The following is a 20,079-nucleotide window of genomic DNA, read 5'->3' on the forward strand; positions in this document are numbered from 1 at the left end:
TCAGGCGTTATGCCTTTTATGATTAAAAAAACAACAAATACTATACAAAAAGTATCAATCTCAGCTGTCACTGATTGTTATCGTTATGCTACATTAACTGCCGAACTTGGTTAAACCATAAATCTCAATACACCAAGTTATCCACATTATCAGGGAAGAATTTATCACAAGGATGATGCCTCTTCGGTTTCCTGCAACACCTTATATACTCAGATCTACGGAATTTGACGCCGTTTTAGATCTACATTGACGATCCCGTTATTTTTAGATTTGATCACAAAGTTATCCACAAGCGATCCGAATATTGCGCAATACGGCTAATATGGCTTTAAGACGCCGCCTGTGGCATCCTGCATGCTTTATTATTGATGCCTGCGATAGCCTTTCTATGTCCCAAAGCAAAAAGCCTCCTTTTATTCTTGTTGATGGATCATCTTACCTGTTCCGCGCTTTTCATGGTTTGCCCCCTCTGACCAACTCCAAAGGTCAGGATACGGGTGCCATTTACGGTGTGATCAACATGCTAAGAAGCTTGATCCGCCAATACCACCCTACTCACATAGCCGTTGTGTTCGATGCAAAAGGTAAAACCTTTCGTGACGATATGTATGCCGACTATAAGGCTAATCGCCCGCCAATGCCGGAAGAGCTGCGTTCTCAAATAGCCCCACTGCACGATATTATCCGCGCGATGGGTTTACCGATCATTATCGAAGAAGGCGTCGAAGCCGATGATGTGATTGGTACGCTCTCCCGTCAGGCGACAGAAAAGGGTATCGATACGCTGATCAGTACCGGTGACAAAGATATGGCTCAGTTGGTTAACCAGCATGTCACGTTGATCAACACAATGAACAATCAGATCACCGACATCGACGGCGTTAACGAGAAGTTTGGTGTACCACCAGAATTGATCATCGACTTCCTGGCCCTAAAAGGGGACAAAGTGGATAACATTCCTGGCGTGCCCGGTGTGGGTGATAAAAGCGCGCAAGCCTTATTGAACGGCATTGGTGGCATAAAAGATATCTACAATCATCTTGATGATATTGCTGGCTTGTCATTCCGCGGCAGTAAAACCATGGCAGCGAAAATGGCCGAGTACGAAGAACAAGCTCGTCTTTCTTATGAACTTGCCACCATTAAGTTAGACGTGGAAATGGACTTTGCCCCAGAAACCCTCACCCCAACAGAGGCAGACAACGGCAAGCTTGCTGAACTATTTGCGGAATATGAATTTAAACGCTGGTTCTCTGAAGTATCTTCCGAATCGGCGGCTGAAGCGGCTGAAGCAATCGCTGAGTCTGATGATACCGAAGACGCCCCGGCCTCTCTTTCTGATATTAATCGTGACAACTACGAAACGGTAACAACACAAGAAGCGTTCGATACCTGGCTAAAGAAACTCGAAGACGCCCCACTGTTTGCGTTTGATACCGAAACCACCAGTCTGGATTATATGGAAGCGGAAATCGTCGGTGTCTCTTTCAGCACAGCCCCCGGCGAGGCGGCTTATGTTCCGGTTGCCCATGATTATCCCGATGCCCCTGAGCAGCTCGATCGCAATCACGTGTTAAATGCGCTTAAGCCCCTTCTCGAATCGGAAAGCATTAAGAAAGTAGGTCAGCATCTAAAGTACGATAAGAATGTACTGGCGAATTATGATATCAACCTGCAGGGCATTGCTTTCGATACCATGTTGGAGTCGTACGTGTTGAATAGTACCGCCACTCGTCACGACATGGACTCTCTGGCGATGGCATATTTGAATCACAAAACGATTCACTTTGAAGAGATTGCGGGCAAGGGAGCCAAACAGTTAACCTTTAATCAGATCGATCTGAATGAAGCCTCGCCTTATGCCGCAGAAGATGCCGATGTTACGCTTCGCCTTCATAACGAAATTTGGTCGCGTCTGGAAAAACATGACGAGCTCAAAGCGCTCTTGTTGGATGTAGAGGTGCCGCTTGCCAGTGTACTATCCCGCATGGAACAGTTGGGTGTTTTTATCGATTCACAGAAGTTGAATCAGCAAAGTCAGGATCTCGCCACCAGAATTAAAGAACTGGAAGCCAGCGTACACGATGCAGCCGGAGAGACCTTTAACCTGGGATCAACCAAGCAGCTGCAGCACATCTTGTTTGAAAAGCTTGAGTTACCGATCATCAAGAAGACACCTAAAGGTGCGCCTTCTACTTCCGAGGAAGTGTTGCAGGAATTGGCGCTTGAGTACCCTATTCCGAAAATGATCATGGAATACCGAGGCTTGACCAAGCTGAAGAATACCTACACGGATAAACTCCCGAAGATGATTAATCATCGTACCGGTCGCGTGCATACTTCCTATCATCAAGCAGTCACTGCAACAGGACGTTTGTCTTCTACTGATCCAAATCTGCAGAATATTCCAATTCGCACAGAAGAAGGTCGTCGGGTGCGTCAGGCATTTGTCCCCCGTGATGGCTTCAAAATTGTAGCCGCCGACTACTCGCAAATCGAACTGCGTATTATGGCGCACCTATCTAAAGACAAAGGCTTACTCGATGCCTTCTCTGAAGGAAAGGATATTCACCGTGCAACAGCAGCTGAAGTGTTCGATGCGCCTCTAGATGACGTTACCGCCGATCAGCGCCGCAGTGCAAAGGCGATTAACTTTGGCTTAATTTACGGTATGTCTGCGTTCGGCTTATCTCGCCAACTGAATATTCCGCGTAACGATGCACAAAGCTATATGGATTTGTATTTTGAACGTTATCCGGGTGTACTTCGCTACATGGATGAAACCCGCGAACACGCAAAAGAAAAAGGTTACGTGGAAACGGTGTTTGGCCGTCGTCTTTATTTACCTGACATTAAAGCCAGTAATGGGGCCCGTCGTAAGGGCGCCGAACGTGCAGCGATAAATGCACCTATGCAAGGTACTGCCGCCGACATCATTAAACTAGCCATGTTAAAAGTGGATGAGTGGATCCAAAAAGAAGCCGGCGATGATGTGTATATGATGATGCAGGTACACGACGAACTGGTATTTGAAATTCGCGAGTCTGTTGTTGACGAGATGAAGGCAAAAATTGTAACCCTGATGGAGCAGGCTGCGACTTTATCTGTTCCCCTTCAGGTAGAAGCCGGTGTGGGTGAAAATTGGGATGAAGCGCACTAAAACAGAAAGTGGCTTACAGTATTTACTGTATTTATCCTTACAATCACCTACATTTGGTAATTTTATTACATTTTAACTTGCCTTTTCAGCATTCTGTTGTACCCTATTGCATGTAGGGTACAGAGGTGAGAAAGCTGTTTTCAAACCTTTGCTTTGGCCCCGGTAGTTTTACCGGGGCTTTTTTATGCCTGAAATTCGGTAGTAAAGCTTTATCGTAAGGCTATGATTTTCATAGAGGAAAAAATTAAATAGAAAAAAATCGCGTTTTTTTCTATTTAATTTGAACTAATAGCGGGATGGGGCACTCTATATCTTCGGTTTTTATGTGTTTTCTCTCAGTCCTTTTCCCCGTCCAAATGGATGGGGATTTTTCTTTTCAGGACTGCAAAAGTTTATCTCCTTCTACAGCCACCTACTCTTCTTCTTTTTTATTCAGGTCGAACCAATTATTTAATACTGCTTCAGCTTCACCCACGCCAATCTTATTCAGCGACGAGAAAGTCTGTACCGTCACATCGCCATTGAAGGCCAGCGCTGCCGTTTTCGCAAACATTAATGCTTCTTTTCGCTTACCTGATTTTAACTTATCAGCTTTCGTCAATAACGCTAATACGGGGAGTCCCGCATCGACAGCCCAAAAAATTAAATCCTGATCGAGATCTTTAAACGGGTGTCGGATATCCATCATCACCACCAGACCACGTAGGCTTTTCCGCTTTTGCAAATACTCACCCAGCGATGCCTGCCATTTCTTTTTCATTTCTAAGGGTACCTGAGCAAAACCGTATCCAGGTAAGTCAACCAGGCGGCGGTTTTCGTCAAGTTCAAAGATATTAATTAGCTGTGTGCGACCAGGCGTTTTACTGGTTCTAGCCAGGTTTTTTTGTCTGGTGAGCGTGTTTAAGGCGCTGGACTTCCCGGCATTCGAGCGGCCTGCAAACGCCACTTCGATGCCCTCATCCTGTTTAAGATGGCGGATATCCGGCGCACTCATGAGAAACTTTGCTTTTGTGTAATACGACATTGTTAATATCCGTCTATACTTTGGACTTAATTATAAATTGTTTGACACTTATCAGAAAATCGCCATAAAACCATAGTTTTATTATGGAATAAGTTTTTCTGCCGTGTTAAATGTGTAAAGATACATATGATATCACGTATAACGCCGAAGCCGTTTGGTCCTTTGTAGAGATTAGTTATGAAAAAACTGTGTTTAGTTGTTTGTGTGGCATTAGGTTTTACCGGAACTGTTCTGGCAGAAGGAAATGCCGAAGCCGGAAAAGCAAAATCTGTAACCTGTGCAGCTTGCCACGGTCCTGATGGCAACGCCATGATCCCCATGTATCCGAAAATCGCGGGGCAACATGCAGGTTATATCGAAAAACAACTAAAAGAGTTTAAACTGGCGATGCAAACGGGCGGCGCAGAAGGCCGTAATAACGCCGTGATGAACCCAATGGCGGGTGCCCTGTCTGAACAAGACATGGCGGATTTAGCTGCCTACTTCTCTTCACAAGATCCTAAAATCGGACAAACGCCAGAGAATTACGTCGAAGCAGGCCAAGCCCTTTACCGCGGCGGTGATGCATCACGTGGCATTCCCTCCTGCAGTGCTTGCCACGGTCCAGATGGTAATGGCATGGGATTAGCGGGCTTTCCCGATATCAGTGGTCAATACACTGACTACGTCGCAGCCCAACTAAAAAGCTTCCGGGAAGGCCAACGGGCTAACGACATGAACGGCATGATGCGTGATGTAGCCATGAAACTTACTGATGAAGACATTGAGATCCTGTCGAACTACCTGGCAGGCCTACACTAAGTACTTGTATTTCAAAGGTTGTTAATTATTTGTAAATAATTACTTGTCTTTTGAACTCAGTTCTGTAGTATAGCTGCTCAAGTTTGGAGCTTTGCCTGAAAGAGCACCAACTGAAATACAACAATAACAAAAATCAACAGACCAGGAATTTGGATAAAGCGTCAGGAAGACCTTAAACAATATAAGCTCTGTAAAAAACAAAAAAAAGGGGAGCACCCTTGCACATAAGTGCAATAACGGGAGAGGTGTCATCAGACACTGATAAACGAGGTGATGGTTTCGACCATCACCTTTTTTTCTTTTTGGCTCCTGTTAAACTGACTTCCTATTCTCCCCCAACCTATCCGGACAGCCTCTGTAAATGAAATGCTCTGACACTTGTCCGCTCTGTCTTTCAGAACAAATTAATCACTATCATGAGGATAGAAAGCGTCGATATTTGCATTGTCAGCAATGTGATCTGGTATTTGTCGCAAAGGCGTTTCTACCCGATTTAAGTCAGGAAAAAGCGGAATACGATCTCCATGAAAACAGCTTTGAAGATCAAGGTTATCGGCAGTTCCTGAACAGAGCATGCACACCAATAACAGAACAACTTTCGCCCCCTGCTACGGGATTAGATTTTGGTTGTGGTCCAGCGCCGGTACTCGCCGACATGCTGACACAGTGTGGTTTTGCGATGCACTGGTACGATCCTATTTATGCCAACGACAAATCCGTTCTTAACCTGAACTACGATTTTATAACCTGTACTGAAGCTATCGAGCATTTTCACAGGCCAATTGAAGAGTTAAGGTTGCTTACTTCATTGCTAAAATCAGGCGGCCTGATGGCAATCATGACCAAGCGTGTTGAAAGTCCGGAGAAATTCGTCAGTTGGCATTACAAGAATGACATGACACATGTGTCATTTTTCTCAGCGCGTACCTTCGACTATATTGGTCGGGAATTCGGGTTTTCTGTCACTCTTTGCAGCAAAGACGTTGTATTGTTGAAGAAGCATCCATAGATACGCGGTATAATTACACCCAATTATCGTTCAACCAGGAGACAAAGTTATGTCGTCTCGTTCTAAAAAGACCCGTAAAGTCGGGCTAATTGGTGTCAGAAAAGATCCTGACTTCAATAAAAAGAAAAAACAAAATACCACTTCACCTGCAAAATCGAAGAAGCACTCTGGTAACAAAGCGGGTAGCAGAAACGCGGTTGAGTCTAAGGCAAAACAAGAGAAGCGCGCCTCAGGAAATAAAGATCCGCGCCACGGCAGTAAAAAGCCGATTGAGCTGATAAAAGCCCCGGTCACGAACGCTGTGGTAAAAAAATACGCCACGCCAGCAGACGAATTGGCCGCGTTAGAAGCGGATAACCGATTGGCAACGTTACTCGATAAACTCGACGACGGTATTGCCATTAGTAAGGCAGAGCAAGCTTACGTTGACGAGAAAATGGCACGTCACCGTATTATTTGTGATTTGCTGGGTATTACTGACAGCGACGATGAAGAAGAGGACGAAGATCCGATGAAACATCTGGACGCTATCAGTATGGATGAATTCAAAGACTAAGGTGTAAAGTGCTATGTGGTTAACTGTCGCCATTGTCGCAGGTTTACTGATTATTCTAGGTCTTGGGTTTTATGCCGGAAAGCTCCTGTTTTTGTTAAAGCAACAGAACGCGAGACAAAAGGCCGCCAGAGATGGCCGAATAGACACGATCACAGAAAGTATTGTGGTTATCAGCAAAGCAATGCAGCAGCAACAGTGTGATTTATCAGAAGGCGCCATTCGCATTTGTAAGCTGCTTAATGCCCTGCCATTGGAAGCACCGCCAGAGTATAAAACGAAGTTTCCCCATATCTACGCGCTCTATGTTGAGATCAGTGGCTTTGCGATTTTAGAAGAACGCAGAAAACTGCCACTGAAAGAACGAAGAAAACAAGATGTGGCCAGAGAACAAATTGAATCTGAATACGAGACCAAGGTGTTAGCCGAACTGGATGATATCAGTCGCTGGTGCCAACAACTGAACAACGTTTGAGTGTCAGTCTCACTTCACTGTTACCGCCGTGCCTGTTCACAGCACGATTGGTAACAGTGACATTCCACCGTGTGATCGTTCACCATTCCCACCGCCTGCATGTAGGCATAACAAATCGTTTCCCCCACAAATTTAAAGCCGTCTTTTTTGAGTGTTTTCGACATTAGCTTCGATTCCGGTGAGCTGACCGGTGCCTGTTTGTAGTCTTGCCATTGGTTAATAATGGTTTTACCTTCCGTGAACTGCCAGATATAGTCTTTGAAAGCCATATGTTCAGTAATTTTTAAATAGGCCTGAGCGTTGGTAATGATGCTTTTTATTTTAAGACGATTACGAATAATTCCTGTATTTTGCATAAGTCGCTCAACATCGTCATCGGTCATCTTTGCCACCCGTTCTGGTTCAAAGTTGTGAAAAGCGGCTTCGAAATTGGCCTGCTTTTTTAGTATCGTGATCCAGGATAAACCAGCCTGTTGTCCATCGAGGCAAAGCTTGGCAAACAGTGCCTTATCATCCAGTTCTGGTCGGCCCCATTGCGTATCATGATAAAGCTGATATTCCGTATCATCCGAGACCCAGCCACAGCGATTTACACCTGTCGTCACTTTCATATCGGTTTCCCTGCTAAATTAAGCGTATTTTAATCCGTTTTCATTGAATTCAGCCTACATTCGGCTGCTGACAAATTGTATACTACTCCACCTTTACATTGGTCAGTTATAAGCAGCAAACATGCAGAAATACGATATTAAAACCTTTCAGGGTTTGATCCTCGCACTGCAGGATTACTGGGCACGCCAAGGTTGCGTGATTATCCAGCCTCTTGATATGGAAGTAGGTGCCGGTACTTTCCACCCGATGACGTTCTTAAGATCGTTAGGGCCAGAGCCTATCAGCAGTGCTTATGTACAACCTTGCCGACGCCCTACCGATGGTCGTTATGGCGAAAACCCCAATCGTCTGCAGCACTACTATCAGTTTCAGGTTATGTTGAAGCCTTCTCCAGACAACATCCAGGAGCTGTACCTTGGCTCGTTGAAAGAGCTGGGTTTCGATCCGCTGGTTCACGATATTCGTTTCGTTGAAGACAACTGGGAATCACCTACTCTGGGTGCCTGGGGTCTTGGTTGGGAAGTCTGGTTGAACGGTATGGAAGTAACTCAGTTTACTTACTTCCAGCAAGTAGGTGGCCTTGAGTGTAAACCGGTTACTGGTGAAATCACTTATGGTCTGGAGCGCCTGGCCATGTACGTTCAGGGCGTCGACAGCATTTACGATCTGGTGTGGACAGATGGCCCAATGGGCAAAGTGACCTATGGTGATGTATTCCATCAAAACGAAGTTGAGCAGTCGGCTTATAACTTCGAGCACGCTAACGTGGATTTCCTGTTTAAGACATTCGATGAATGCGAAGCCGCCAGCCAATTGTTAATTGAAAAGAATTTACCTCTGCCCGCTTACGAGCAGGTTATGAAGGCGTCTCATGCTTTTAACTTGCTCGATGCCCGTCATGCGATTTCAGTCACCGAAAGACAACGTTACATCCTGCGCGTACGAACGCTTGCTAAGGCCTGTGCTGAAAGCTATTACCAGGCGCGTGAAGCTCTCGGTTTCCCAATGTGTAAGAAGGAGCAGTAATCGTGCGCACAGAGAATTTATTAGTAGAAATTGGTACTGAAGAACTCCCTCCTAAAGCGCTGAAAGCGTTGGGGCAAAGTTTCGCCGACAATTTACAAGCGGCCTTGGATAATGCTGAGCTCACTTATTCTGGAATTCACTGGTTTGCAGCACCGCGTCGTCTGGCAGTATCGGTTTCCGACATTGCAGAATCACAACAAGATAAAGTAGTAGAGAAGCGCGGCCCTGCGGTTTCTGCTGCGTTTGATACAGATGGCAATCCAACGAAAGCCGCCATGGGCTGGGCCCGCGGTAATGGTATCGACGTTTCTGAAGCAGAACGCATGGTTACCGATAAAGGGGAATGGTTACTTCATCGCGCCAGTGTTGAAGGTCAGCACATTAGCGCACTCATTGAAGGCCTGGTTAATCAGGCGATTGGTAAGTTGCCTATCCCTAAAGCCATGCGCTGGGGTAATTCTACAACCCAGTTTATTCGTCCGGTGCATACGGTTACTGCCCTTTACGGCGCAGAATTGTTGCCTTTAACCGTACTGGGTAAAGCCAGTAGCCGTGTTGTTCAAGGGCATCGATTCCATGGCGAAGCCACCTTTGAGCTTGATCACGCTGATAACTACGCCGCCGCTATGAAGTCGCATTATGTTTATGCCGACTTTTCAGAGCGTACCGAGTACATTCGAAACGAACTGGAAAAAGCAGCGTCTGAGCTTGGTTTAAAAGCTGACTATGACGAGAGTTTATTAGAAGAAATTGCGTCACTGGTTGAATGGCCGGTTGTAATGCAGGCATCGTTTGAAGCCGCTTTCCTGGAAGTGCCAAAAGAAGCCCTCATTTACACCATGAAAGATGACCAGAAATACGTCCCTCTGCTGACCTCAGAAGGCGCGCTGGACAACCGTTTCCTGTTCGTCAGTAACATTGAGTCTCAAGACCCAATTCAGGTGATCTCTGGGAACGAAAAAGTCATCCGCCCTCGCCTTGCCGACGCAGAATTCTTCTTTAACACAGATAAGAAGTCTACGTTGGAAAGTCGTCTTGCCAGCCTGGAGACGGTACTGTTCCAAAAGCAGCTCGGTACACTGAAAGATAAATCCGACCGTATTGCTGCCCTCTCTGGTTTTATTGCTGGTCAAATTGGTGCCGACGCGGAATCCGCTTTGCGTGCAGGTTTACTCGCGAAAACCGACTTAATGTCGCAAATGGTCATGGAATTCCCTGACGTACAGGGCGTGATGGGCAAATACTATGCGCTGAACGACGGCGAATCTGCTGACGTTGCCAATGCGCTTTATGAACAATACATGCCGCGTTTCTCTGGCGATGCACTCCCTGCATCTGGCGTGAGTGCTGCTGTTTCTTTGGCAGACAAGCTGGATACGCTGGTGGGTATCTTTGGTATTGGTCAGTTACCAAAAGGCGATAAAGACCCATTCGCACTGCGTCGTGCTGCCATTGGTGTGCTGCGTATTATTGTTGAGAAAGATCTCGCGCTTGATTTAGATACGCTGGTTGCAAAAGCGGTAGACGTTTATGGTGATAAACTGACTAACGCAGAAACACAGGCGCAGGTTGTAGACTTCGTGCTTGGACGTTTTGTCGCGTTGCTGCAAGACCAAGGTGTTAGCATTGATGTTATTCAAGCGGTGGCTGCCCGTCGTCCTACTCGTCCTGCCGATTATGCTGCACGTGTAGAAGCGGTGTCGGCGTTTAAAGCCCGTGAAGAAGCTGAAGCGCTCGCGGCGGGTAATAAGCGTGTTGCCAATATCCTTGCTAAGCAAGATGGCGATATTTCTGACGCTGTCGATGCATCCTTGCTACAGGAAGAAGCCGAAATCGCCCTGTACAAAGCGCTGGAGAGTGTTAAAGCTGAAGTTGAGTCAGGTGTTGAGTCATCTGATTACAATGCGGTATTAAGCGCTCTGGCTACGTTACGCGACGCCGTAGATAGCTTCTTCGATAACGTTATGGTTATGGCCGATGACGACGCTGTACGGAACAACCGTCTGGCGCTGTTGTCTGTATTAAGACAGCAATTTCTTAAAGCAGCAGATATTTCGCTTCTAGCTAAATAGCCTGCTGTATTGCACACAATAACGCGCATTGCCCGGCAAGTTGTGTCGGGCATTTTTTTAATGGAGTTACAGTGATTAAAAAGTTCGCTTTTTTATTATTCGTCGCCCTTCTCTCTGGCTGTAGTAGCCGCAGCGTTGTAAGCCTGCCTGGCCTAATGGATCCGCCTGAGATTAAATTTGAAGATCTCTATTTACGCGGTGTTTTTAACTGGTGGGAAGCCAACGCTAAATATCAGCTAACCGATGGCCCTCAAGGCTGGTATGTTGAAGTTGATTTGATTGCTGATGGTCAGCCGTATGATTTCCGTCTGTCTGACGGTTTCTGGACACCAGACCAAACCTGTGGCGCCCGTTATCGTGGTCAGGTTGTTCTTAACCAAGAACCGCTCTACATGGTTTGTGGTACAGATTCAGAGAATCTGCAATTCACGCCACAAAAAACCGGTGTGTATCGATTTACCTTCACTCCCGCAAGCGGTGGTGAGGTAATGCTACTGGTGACGCCAAGAGCCTAATCCACCATTTATCTGAGCGCCGATAAATGTGAAAAGCCAGCTTATTGAGCTGGCTTTTTTTCATCTAGAAGGTGTTCACGCAAAAATCGAGTCATCGTTTCGAACAGTTTATTTCGGTTACGTTGGATGGTTAAGTAGTGTGTTCCGTTTTCTAATTCAACGTATTCAACCGGCTTGTTTTCATCTTCCATTTCATAAAACATCTCCTGGCTCTGAGATACATCGACAACGCGATCGCTTTCACCATGAATTAATAACATGGGCGCTTTGATTTCGTTTATCCGATAGTAAGGCGAACGCTGTTCTAAATCATCATAGTCATCACCTATCTGATCTTTTACCAATCTGGAATTTATAAACTTTCGATAGTGCTGCACCAGTCGCTTTAAATCCATAACGCCTGCGAAGATCACGCCGCACTGATAAAGTTCGGGCTCCTTGACCAGGGCCATCGCCGAGGCATAGCCTCCGTAGCTTGCGCCGACCATGCAAATTCTTTCAGGATCTGCGATGCCTTTTTCAATTAACCAACGCGTGCCATCGGTAATATCATCCTGCATTTCCAAACCCCACCTCTTATCAGCAGCGTTAGCAAAGTCTAACCCGTAACCGGATGAACCTCGAAAGTTAGGTCGCAACACTGCGTAGCCCTCGTTGACCAGTGCGGCTGTCCAATAGTCGAACCCGTCATAATCTCTTACGCCTGGGCCGCCATGAGGGAATATTACCGTTGGCAGTTTTTCCCCATCATAATCCACAGGTAACGTAAGGAAGCCTTCAATCGTTACCCCATCGCGCGCCTTATAGGTAATGGTTTCGTTTTTAGGAATGGTTATATCTGCGAGTTCTGGGTATTGGCCGGTAAATGGGCTTAAAGACTTTCTATCACGATCTCCGATGTAGTAAACACCCGGTGAATTCTCACTCTCTACATATAAAACGTAGCGACGATCATTGTCGTTATAACTAACAATAGATGTTGAAGCATCGGGCATTACCGCAGCAAGGCCATCTCTGAATGGTGCGTCTGTTTCATCCCAGTAGTACACCCCTCTTGGCTGTTGAGAAAAGCCTACGCCAATGGCCTCTCTTGTAGTCGGTGAATACACCAAGCCGCCATCTACATCTACATTATTCACCGTTAATACAACTTCTGATTTTTGGTCATTCAGGCGCATTTTGTAGAGAGCGAGGAAGCCATCTAGATATGCTTTGTAGTAGAGGATATTAGGGTCCTTTCCAAACCCAAGAATGATGATGTCCGGATCAGTCATCACGTTGTATTCAAAGAGCGCAAAGAACTTCTCACTACCCGCCTGACGCGCGTAAATTATCACTTCACCGTCTTTATAATTAAGTCTTTCTCCAATGCGAACGTTGCCTTGCTGATCGGCAACCCAGTGCCGTATTTTCCGTTTCCCTCTTTCAATGCGCTCGCGCTTCTTCGTGTTCACGTTAACTTTGAATACCGAAGGCTCTGTGTGACTATCGTAATCCACTTCCATAAGAATGTGTTCAGGGTCGTCAGGAAGCCAGCTTATGACTCTATCCGCATATTGTGAGTGCACATTTTCCAAGTCGCGCCTGGGCTCAATAACAAGTTCTGGCTCGCCACTGCCATCAACATTAATCGCCATAAGTCGGGTTTCACTCACCTTGGTTTTAGACATTCCATATCGCCGATTTCCCGCGAACCCTGCGCTCGTGGCAATTTTGTCTTCGTTTATCCATCTGTACCAATTTATTCGAACATCTTCATTGTCAGACTTCAGTAATATCTTTAGGTCGGCGGTTGTGAAATCGAAAACGGATAATAGCGAGAGCGCTTCTCCGCTATCCAGCGTGACATTTTGAATGTACGCCACCTTGTTTCCGGATGGAGATAGCTTTACGCTCTCAACCGCAGGGAGGCGGCTATAGGCAGATACCGGGGCTGGTTGAGATGCTTCAATGGGCGTTGCAACGCCAATAAGGCAAACTAAAGTGAAAGTGATTTTTCTAAGCATGGCAATGTCCTTATTTACAGCTCACACGTTCCTTTGTCTTCTGAATAAATTACCATGTTTATTCTAGTATTGCCTCTCTAGAGGTAGTTGTTCCCCATATAAAAAAGGCGACTCATTGAGTCGCCTTTCACTGGTTATTTTATTGTAATCAACTACACATCCAGGTTTTCAACTTTCAGTGCGTTCGCTTCAATGAAGGCACGACGAGGTTCAACCTGGTCTCCCATCAGCGTAGTAAACAGCTGGTCACAGTTAATCGCATCTTCAATGGTAACCTGAAGCATACGACGGCTATCAGGGTCCATGGTAGTTTCCCAAAGCTGGTCTGGGTTCATCTCACCCAGTCCTTTATAGCGTTGAATATATTGACCGCGTTTTGCTTCGTTCATCAACCATTCTAGCGCTTCCTTGAACGACTCAACCGGTTGCTTCTTCTCGCCACGTTGTACGAATGCAGAGTCGTTCATCATGTCGTTGATTGACTCATTAAGGTCACGGATTTTCGCATACTCAGCAGAGTCGATAAACTCCTGGTTTAGCTTATAGTTATAGTCGATACCGTGCATACGCATGGTAATTTGAATGAGGAATTCACTGCCTTCTTCTTCCTTCAAGATATCGTAGCTATACGTGGCGCCGTCATTCTCTTTCTCATTAAGACTGTTTACGAAGCTCTCAGCAACGCTATTGAGTGTCGATTCGCTCTTAAGATCTTCGTGCCTTAATGTTGGAGAATAAATGAGACGATATAAAATCGCAGGCGGCATCAGACGGTGCAGACGTTTAATCATCTTCTCGACTGATTGATATTGCTTAACCAGGTTTTCCAATGCGACGCCAGAAATCCCCGGCGCATCTTCACTGGTATGAAGCGCAGAACCATCTACAGCAATATTCGTCAGGTAATTTGTCAGTGCGTCTTCATCTTTCAGGTATTGCTCCTGCTTGCCCTTCTTCACTTTATAAAGTGGCGGCTGAGCAATATAAACGTAGCCACGCTCGATGATTTCAGGCATCTGACGATAGAAGAACGTCAGCAGTAGCGTTCGGATGTGCGAACCATCCACATCGGCATCGGTCATAATGATGATGCTGTGATAACGCAGTTTTTCCGGATTGTACTCGTCACGACCGATACCGCAACCTAATGCCGTAATCAGCGTTGCGACTTCCTGAGAAGACAGCATTTTATCGAAACGGGCTTTTTCTACGTTCAGGATCTTACCCTTCAGTGGCAGAATAGCCTGGTTCTTCCGGTTACGACCCTGCTTAGCGGAACCACCTGCAGAGTCACCCTCCACAATATACAGTTCAGACAGTGCAGGATCTTTTTCCTGACAATCAGCGAGTTTGCCTGGTAAACCTGCCAAATCGAGCGCACCTTTACGGCGTGTCATTTCACGGGCTTTGCGGGCAGCTTCACGGGCCCGGGCCGCATCGATAATTTTTGATGCGATGATTTTACTTTCGTTCGGGTTCTCAAGAAGGAAGTCAGCTAGCTTTTCGTTCATTGCAGACTCGACGGCATGCTTCACTTCTGATGAGACAAGTTTGTCTTTAGTCTGGGATGAGAACTTAGGATCAGGCACTTTTACGGAAATGACGGCAGTCAGACCTTCACGGGCATCGTCACCGCTGGCATTGGTTTTAGCCTTTTTATTCAGCCCTTCCTTCTCCATGTAGTTGTTCAGGGTACGGGTTAGCGCGCCACGGAAACCTGCCAGGTGGGTACCACCATCACGCTGTGGAATATTGTTGGTGAAACAGAAAATGCTTTCCTGGAAACCGTCGTTCCACTGCATGGCAACTTCTACGGATATGCCGTCTTCGCGCTCAGAGGTGAAGTGAAACACTTTTTGGTGAACCGGCGTTTTCTTCTGGTTCAGGTATTCAACGAAAGCCTTAATACCACCTTCATACATGAAGTGATCTTCTTTGCCGTCTCTTTCGTCTTTCAAACGAATAGAAACACCAGAGTTCAGGAATGACAGTTCACGTAGACGCTTAGCCAGAATATCGTAATGGAAAAGCGTATCGGTAAACGTTTTGTCACTTGGCCAGAAGCGAACATTGGTACCCGTTTTATCGGTATCACCAGTTATCGCCAATGGCTCTTGCGGCACGCCGTGGTGATATTCCTGCTCATGCAACTTGCCTTCTCGACGAATTTTCAGTTTAAGCTTGGCTGATAACGCATTAACCACGGAGATACCAACGCCGTGCAAACCGCCCGATACTTTGTATGAGTTGTCGTCGAATTTACCGCCTGCGTGCAGTACCGTCATGATAACTTCTGCAGCCGAGACACCTTCTTCCTCGTGAATTGCTGTAGGAATACCACGACCGTTGTCGGTTACTGATACGGAGCCATCGGAGTGGATTTGAATAACTATCTCAGAGCAATACCCTGCTAAAGCTTCATCAATTGAGTTATCTACAACTTCGAAAACCATGTGGTGCAAGCCGGTTCCATCGTCTGTATCACCAATATACATACCCGGTCGTTTACGAACGGCGTCCAAGCCTTTGAGTACTTTAATACTGGACGAGTCGTAGTTATTTTGCTCTGACATAGTCTAACCTTTACTCCTCTTTCACGTGGCCATGTTCCACGTGAAACAATTTTTTGTCTTTATATTTGTCTATAAAATCGAGCTGTTCACGTTCAATAGCTGTAACGAATAATTGCGTATCCATCGCAACCAGCCCATCTATAAACCGCTCTCGTTTATCTATATCCAGCTCGGCGCCGACGTCATCAAGAAGAAAAATACTTTTCCTCTGCGTTTCTTGCTGAAACAGTTTCGTTTGCGATAGCTGTAATGCTGCGACAGCCATTCTTAGCTGACCCCTTGATAGAATTTCCTGTGCAAGGCTTCCATCTACCTTAAAGCGTAGATCAGATTTGTGCGGACCGGATGTGGTATATCCGACCTTGCTGTCGTACTCACGTTTTCGGAGCAGACTGTCTGTCAACGAGGCGTCTTTTTCCCACCCCTTATAATACGAGATTTCCAGAGAAAACTCAGGTAGAAATTCACTACAAATAGCATTAAATATTGGCTGTAAGCGGCTGACGTAGTCTTTTCTCTGTGCATTAAGGTGTTCCCCTACGGTAACGAATTGCTGCTCCCAGTAGGCATTTTCAGGCGCGTCGATATTAGCCTGTCTTTTCAGCAATGTATTACGTGTTTTCAGTAATTTCTGAAAGGTCTGGAACATCAGATTGAACTGATGTTCCACGTGGAACAACCCCCAATCTATGAATCGCCTTCTCTCACCAGGCGACCCGATTATTAAATCTGTACTTTGCGGCGTAAACAACTGAACCGGAATCAGACTCACTAAGTCGGCTAATCGATGAGAGTGGTTGCCATTTATAGAACAGGTAAATTGATCGTGACGACTACGCTGTAGACCAACCGCAGATTCATCTCCGGAATCGTCTGTACAACGGGTGAAAATACTGAAGCGTTCAGCGTCGTGCTGAATCGCTGATTCATGCTTGTTGGTACGGAAAGAGCGACCATAGCCGAGATAATAAAGCGCTTCGATAATGGACGACTTACCACTACCGTTTTTTCCACTGATCAGTGAAAGCGAACGAGAAGGGTTAAAATCAGCGCTTTTAATATTTCGAAAATCGGTCAGCTGGACGCGGTCCAGTTTCATAGAATAAATCCGGAAGGAAATGCGACCGGTGCAGAAAATACTGCACCGGAACAATTTCTACAGACGCATCGGCATGATGACATATAAGGCAGAATCATCACCGGCGTTTTGGATAAGCGCACTGGAATTAGAATCAGATAAAGTTAACTGCACTTCTTCAGTGGTAAGGGCATTCAAAACATCGATAAGATACGCAACATTAAAACCGATTTCTAAATCATCACCGCTATAGTTAACGTCAACGATTTCTTCGGCCTCTTCCTGCTCCGGGTTATTAGCAGTAATTTTTAGCTCGCCGTTGGAAAGGTTCAGGCGCACGCCACGAAACTTTTCATTAGAAAGAATGGCAGCCCGGGTAAACGCGTCCTTGAGTACCGCTTTACTCGCTGTAATATTTTTATCGCCATCACGAGGAAGAACGCGACGATAATCAGGAAAACGGCCATCTACCAATTTACTGGTAAAAATAAAATCAGCTGAGAAAAGACGGATGTGATTAGCGCCAATCTGTACTTTAATCGATTTATCTTCGTCACCGATTAAACGCGAAATCTCAAGAACACCTTTACGCGGAATAATTACCTGACGTGCTGGCAACGATGCTGCACCGTATTCTAAACGACACAATGCGAGACGGTGTCCGTCTGTTGCAACAGTGCGAATAATATTTTCTTCAGTCTCCAGGGACATGCCGTTAAGGTAATAACGTACATCCTGCTGCGCCATGGAGAAATGGGTACTGTTTATCAGGCGTTTAATATCTGAAGAGGATACTTCAAATTCAACTTCGCCTTCCCAATCTTCCAGATTCGGATAGTCGCCCGCCGATAAGGTTGATAATGTGTAGCGACCACGACCAGCACGAATAAGTGCTTTGCTTGTATCGAGAGTAAAAGTAATCGATGTGCCATCCGCAATGCCGCGAATAATATCAAAGAGCTTTTTGGCTGGAACGGTGATTTCGCCTTCTTCGAAATCCCCTTCAAGTTGCGTGCTGGCAATCAGCTCAACTTCTAAATCTGTACCAGTCAGCCAGAGTGCGCCTTCACTAACTTTAATTAACACATTAGAGAGAATGGGTAAGGTGTGCCGACGCTCAACAGCGCCAGATACCAACTGCAAAGGTTGAAGAAACTTTTCTCGACTGATGGTAAATTTCATTGATTTACTTTCCTGCCTGGAATGTCAAAGATTTATGAGGACAAGGTCCTTATCAGGTTCTTGTAGTCCTCTTTTATATCATGACTTTCCTCTCTAAGCTGCTCTATTTTTCGGCATGCGTGCAGAACCGTAGTATGGTCGCGACCACCAAAAGCATTACCCAATTCCGGCAAGCTATGGTTGGTCAATTCCTTCGCTAAGGCCATAGCAACCTGACGTGGTCTGGCTACGCTTCGACTTCTGCGTTTAGAGAGAATGTCAGCTACCTTAATCTTATAATAATCCGCGACAGTTTTCTGGATGTTATCAACAGTTACCAATTTTTCCTGTAAAGCTAACAGGTCACGTAATGCTTCACGCACAAAGTCGATAGTGATGGGACGACCCGTAAAATTCGCATTAGCAATTACACGATTCAATGCACCTTCAAGCTCACGCACATTAGACCGTAAACGCTTAGCAATAAAGAATGCGACTTCATCCGGCAGGTGGATTTTATTTTCAGCAGCTTTACGCATTAAAATCGCAACGCGCGTTTCCAGCTCTGGCGGTTCTATGGCGATAGTTAAGCCCCAGCCGAAACGGGATTTCAATCTGTCCTCTACCCCGTCAATTTCTTTGGGATAGCGGTCAGACGTTAGGATGATTTGCTGATTACCTTCAAGCAACGCATTAAAGGTATGGAAGAACTCTTCCTGAGAGCGCTCTTTATTAGCAAAGAACTGGATGTCATCGATGAGCAGCGCGTCAACCGAACGATAAAAACGCTTAAAGTCTTCAATGGCATTATTCTGTAGTGCTTTTACCATATCTTGTACAAAACGCTCAGAATGCATGTACACAATTTTTGCACCGGGACGATTAGCAATAATACCGTTCCCTACTGCATGCAATAAGTGCGTTTTACCTAAACCCGTTCCCCCATAGATAAACAACGGGTTGTAAGAGCCGCCAGGATTATTGGCAACCTGAGTGGCCGCGGCGCGAGCAAGTTGGTTCGATTTACCCTCAACAAAATTATCAAATTGATAGGTCGGATTAATATTACTTTTGTGCTTCATTGCCTCAGGAATAGGCACCACATTAGGACCAGCCCGTTGCGGTTCAGCCGAACTGGAATAATCACGATTTTGTTGAGGCTTAGGTTCTGCCATCACTGCCGATGGACTCGCAGCCTGACTCACCTGTTGGTGATTAGAAAATGAATTCGCTGTTGCACCGCCCTGTTGGTGAGAAAACTGACCAGGGGATTGAAATGCCGGTGGCTGCGTTGGGGTACGCACAGGTTGTTGGCTCGGCATTGATGGTCGAGCAGCAACAGAAGGCGCCGGTCTTACAGAACGCGTAGCAACATCAAGATGCAACTGGGGTGCATCGGCGCCACGAAATTCATTAAATAATTGCGTTATCTTATCTCTGTATTTATCTCTTACCCAGTCCAGCACAAAACGGTTTGGGGCAAATAAAGTCAGCACGCCAGCTTCTTCTTGTGCAGTAAGCGGACGAATCCACATGCTGAACTGCTGAGTCGGCAATTCCTGGCGTAAGCGCTCTAGGCACATATTCCACAGAGACATAATAAAGACGAACTCCAAAAGGTGCTGCAGACGCCAGGTAGCGAAAAAAGACGAAAAGAATAGCTATTCCTTATTTGAAAATAAGAAATGAAGCTATGTAGTCTGGGTAACAGCGGTGTTTATTGTATTGTAATTGTGATCGCTGTGGATTATCTGATCTTCTGTGGGTAAAGTAAATCTTGATCTTTTTCGATCTCTACGATCTAAGATTCAAGTTATTGTTATTATTATTTTATTTTATTTATTCATGAATTTAGTAAATTTATAAATAAAAACACTGTACGCTTGATCAGGGTAGAGGATCACGCTAAAAAACTTGCTGATCCGGCGCGATCAATGCTTGACTTGTGGATAAACTTATAGTGACAACAAGGTTATTCACAACTTTAATAGGTCGGTCAAGTACGAAACCAATT

15 protein-coding genes are annotated in these 20,079 nt (G+C 45.7%); 8 read left to right on the top strand and 7 right to left on the bottom strand.

What is annotated here, in order from left to right:
• The first annotated feature begins 388 nt into the window (after positions 1–388).
• Positions 389–3,160 carry a DNA polymerase I gene (polA, locus tag BFC18_RS05765; protein ID WP_070124589.1) on the top strand — a complete coding sequence of 924 codons (2,772 nt, stop codon included), beginning with the start codon at positions 389–391 and terminating at the stop codon, positions 3,158–3,160.
• Between the two features lie 412 nt (positions 3,161–3,572).
• On the opposite strand, the gene yihA is transcribed toward polA, so the two are convergent.
• Complete coding sequence (yihA, locus tag BFC18_RS05770; RefSeq protein WP_070124311.1) at positions 3,573–4,184, bottom strand: ribosome biogenesis GTP-binding protein YihA/YsxC; 612 nt, start codon at positions 4,182–4,184, stop codon at positions 3,573–3,575.
• A 177-nt stretch (positions 4,185–4,361) separates the two neighbouring features.
• Between yihA and BFC18_RS05775 the strand changes: the two genes are divergently transcribed.
• The 4 genes from BFC18_RS05775 (at position 4,362) to BFC18_RS05790 (ending at position 7,022) form a co-directional block, all read left to right on the top strand.
• Positions 4,362–4,985 carry a c-type cytochrome gene (locus BFC18_RS05775; RefSeq protein WP_070124313.1) on the top strand — a complete coding sequence of 208 codons (624 nt, stop codon included), beginning with the start codon at positions 4,362–4,364 and terminating at the stop codon, positions 4,983–4,985.
• 361 nt (positions 4,986–5,346) lie between these two features.
• Positions 5,347–5,994, top strand: a complete 648-nt coding sequence (locus tag BFC18_RS05780; protein WP_070124314.1) for a class I SAM-dependent methyltransferase — start codon at positions 5,347–5,349, stop codon at positions 5,992–5,994.
• 49 nt (positions 5,995–6,043) lie between these two features.
• Entirely contained in the window at positions 6,044–6,550 is a 507-nt protein-coding gene (gene yihI, locus BFC18_RS05785; RefSeq protein ID WP_070124315.1) for a Der GTPase-activating protein YihI, read from the top strand.
• Positions 6,551–6,563: 13 nt separating this feature from the next.
• Entirely contained in the window at positions 6,564–7,022 is a 459-nt protein-coding gene (locus BFC18_RS05790) for a DUF2489 domain-containing protein (protein WP_070124317.1), read from the top strand.
• A 20-nt stretch (positions 7,023–7,042) separates the two neighbouring features.
• On the opposite strand, the gene BFC18_RS05795 is transcribed toward BFC18_RS05790, so the two are convergent.
• Entirely contained in the window at positions 7,043–7,633 is a 591-nt protein-coding gene (locus BFC18_RS05795; RefSeq protein WP_070124319.1) for a DNA-3-methyladenine glycosylase I, read from the bottom strand.
• 121 nt (positions 7,634–7,754) lie between these two features.
• Between BFC18_RS05795 and glyQ the strand changes: the two genes are divergently transcribed.
• The 3 genes from glyQ (at position 7,755) to BFC18_RS05810 (ending at position 11,247) form a co-directional block, all read left to right on the top strand.
• Positions 7,755–8,660 (top strand): glycine--tRNA ligase subunit alpha, encoded by a 906-nt coding sequence (gene glyQ / locus BFC18_RS05800; RefSeq protein ID WP_070124320.1) that lies wholly within the window; start codon positions 7,755–7,757, stop codon positions 8,658–8,660.
• Between the two features lie 2 nt (positions 8,661–8,662).
• Entirely contained in the window at positions 8,663–10,732 is a 2,070-nt protein-coding gene (glyS, locus tag BFC18_RS05805; protein ID WP_070124322.1) for a glycine--tRNA ligase subunit beta, read from the top strand.
• Positions 10,733–10,803: 71 nt separating this feature from the next.
• A complete protein-coding gene (locus tag BFC18_RS05810; RefSeq protein WP_245680347.1) occupies positions 10,804–11,247 on the top strand; it encodes a hypothetical protein in 444 nt (147 codons plus the stop codon).
• A 41-nt stretch (positions 11,248–11,288) separates the two neighbouring features.
• Here BFC18_RS05810 and BFC18_RS05815 read toward each other — a convergent pair whose 3' ends face one another.
• The 5 genes from BFC18_RS05815 to dnaA form a co-directional block, all read right to left on the bottom strand.
• On the bottom strand, positions 11,289–13,253 hold the full coding sequence (locus tag BFC18_RS05815) for an alpha/beta hydrolase family protein (RefSeq protein WP_070124323.1): 1,965 nt from the start codon (positions 13,251–13,253) through the stop codon (positions 11,289–11,291).
• A gap of 152 nt (positions 13,254–13,405) precedes the next feature.
• Complete coding sequence (gyrB, locus tag BFC18_RS05820) at positions 13,406–15,826, bottom strand: DNA topoisomerase (ATP-hydrolyzing) subunit B (protein ID WP_070124325.1); 2,421 nt, start codon at positions 15,824–15,826, stop codon at positions 13,406–13,408.
• A gap of 10 nt (positions 15,827–15,836) precedes the next feature.
• Positions 15,837–16,925 (bottom strand): DNA replication/repair protein RecF, encoded by a 1,089-nt coding sequence (recF, locus tag BFC18_RS05825; protein WP_070124327.1) that lies wholly within the window; start codon positions 16,923–16,925, stop codon positions 15,837–15,839.
• 57 nt (positions 16,926–16,982) lie between these two features.
• Positions 16,983–18,086: a DNA polymerase III subunit beta gene (dnaN, locus tag BFC18_RS05830; protein ID WP_070124329.1), complete on the bottom strand. Its 1,104-nt coding sequence runs from the start codon at positions 18,084–18,086 to the stop codon at positions 16,983–16,985.
• Between the two features lie 32 nt (positions 18,087–18,118).
• On the bottom strand, positions 18,119–19,663 hold the full coding sequence (gene dnaA, locus BFC18_RS05835; RefSeq protein WP_070124331.1) for a chromosomal replication initiator protein DnaA: 1,545 nt from the start codon (positions 19,661–19,663) through the stop codon (positions 18,119–18,121).
• Positions 19,664–20,079: the final 416 nt, after the last annotated feature.

It is taken from the genome of Alteromonas confluentis (genome assembly GCF_001757105.1).
In the GTDB taxonomy this organism is placed as follows: Bacteria; Pseudomonadota; Gammaproteobacteria; order Enterobacterales; family Alteromonadaceae; genus Alteromonas; species Alteromonas confluentis.

What these genes read in the sequence shown, in the direction of transcription:
- polA (WP_070124589.1), top strand. Translation starts at nt 389, where the DNA reads ATGTCCCAAAGCAAAAAGCCTCCTTTTATTCTTGTTGATGGATCATCT.
- yihA (WP_070124311.1), bottom strand. Translation starts at nt 4,184, where the DNA reads ATGTCGTATTACACAAAAGCAAAGTTTCTCATGAGTGCGCCGGATATC.
- BFC18_RS05775 (WP_070124313.1), top strand. Translation starts at nt 4,362, where the DNA reads ATGAAAAAACTGTGTTTAGTTGTTTGTGTGGCATTAGGTTTTACCGGA.
- BFC18_RS05780 (WP_070124314.1), top strand. Translation starts at nt 5,347, where the DNA reads ATGAAATGCTCTGACACTTGTCCGCTCTGTCTTTCAGAACAAATTAAT.
- yihI (WP_070124315.1), top strand. Translation starts at nt 6,044, where the DNA reads ATGTCGTCTCGTTCTAAAAAGACCCGTAAAGTCGGGCTAATTGGTGTC.
- BFC18_RS05790 (WP_070124317.1), top strand. Translation starts at nt 6,564, where the DNA reads ATGTGGTTAACTGTCGCCATTGTCGCAGGTTTACTGATTATTCTAGGT.
- BFC18_RS05795 (WP_070124319.1), bottom strand. Translation starts at nt 7,633, where the DNA reads ATGAAAGTGACGACAGGTGTAAATCGCTGTGGCTGGGTCTCGGATGAT.
- glyQ (WP_070124320.1), top strand. Translation starts at nt 7,755, where the DNA reads ATGCAGAAATACGATATTAAAACCTTTCAGGGTTTGATCCTCGCACTG.
- BFC18_RS05815 (WP_070124323.1), bottom strand. Translation starts at nt 13,253, where the DNA reads ATGCTTAGAAAAATCACTTTCACTTTAGTTTGCCTTATTGGCGTTGCA.
- gyrB (WP_070124325.1), bottom strand. Translation starts at nt 15,826, where the DNA reads ATGTCAGAGCAAAATAACTACGACTCGTCCAGTATTAAAGTACTCAAA.
- recF (WP_070124327.1), bottom strand. Translation starts at nt 16,925, where the DNA reads ATGAAACTGGACCGCGTCCAGCTGACCGATTTTCGAAATATTAAAAGC.
- dnaN (WP_070124329.1), bottom strand. Translation starts at nt 18,086, where the DNA reads ATGAAATTTACCATCAGTCGAGAAAAGTTTCTTCAACCTTTGCAGTTG.
- dnaA (WP_070124331.1), bottom strand. Translation starts at nt 19,663, where the DNA reads ATGTCTCTGTGGAATATGTGCCTAGAGCGCTTACGCCAGGAATTGCCG.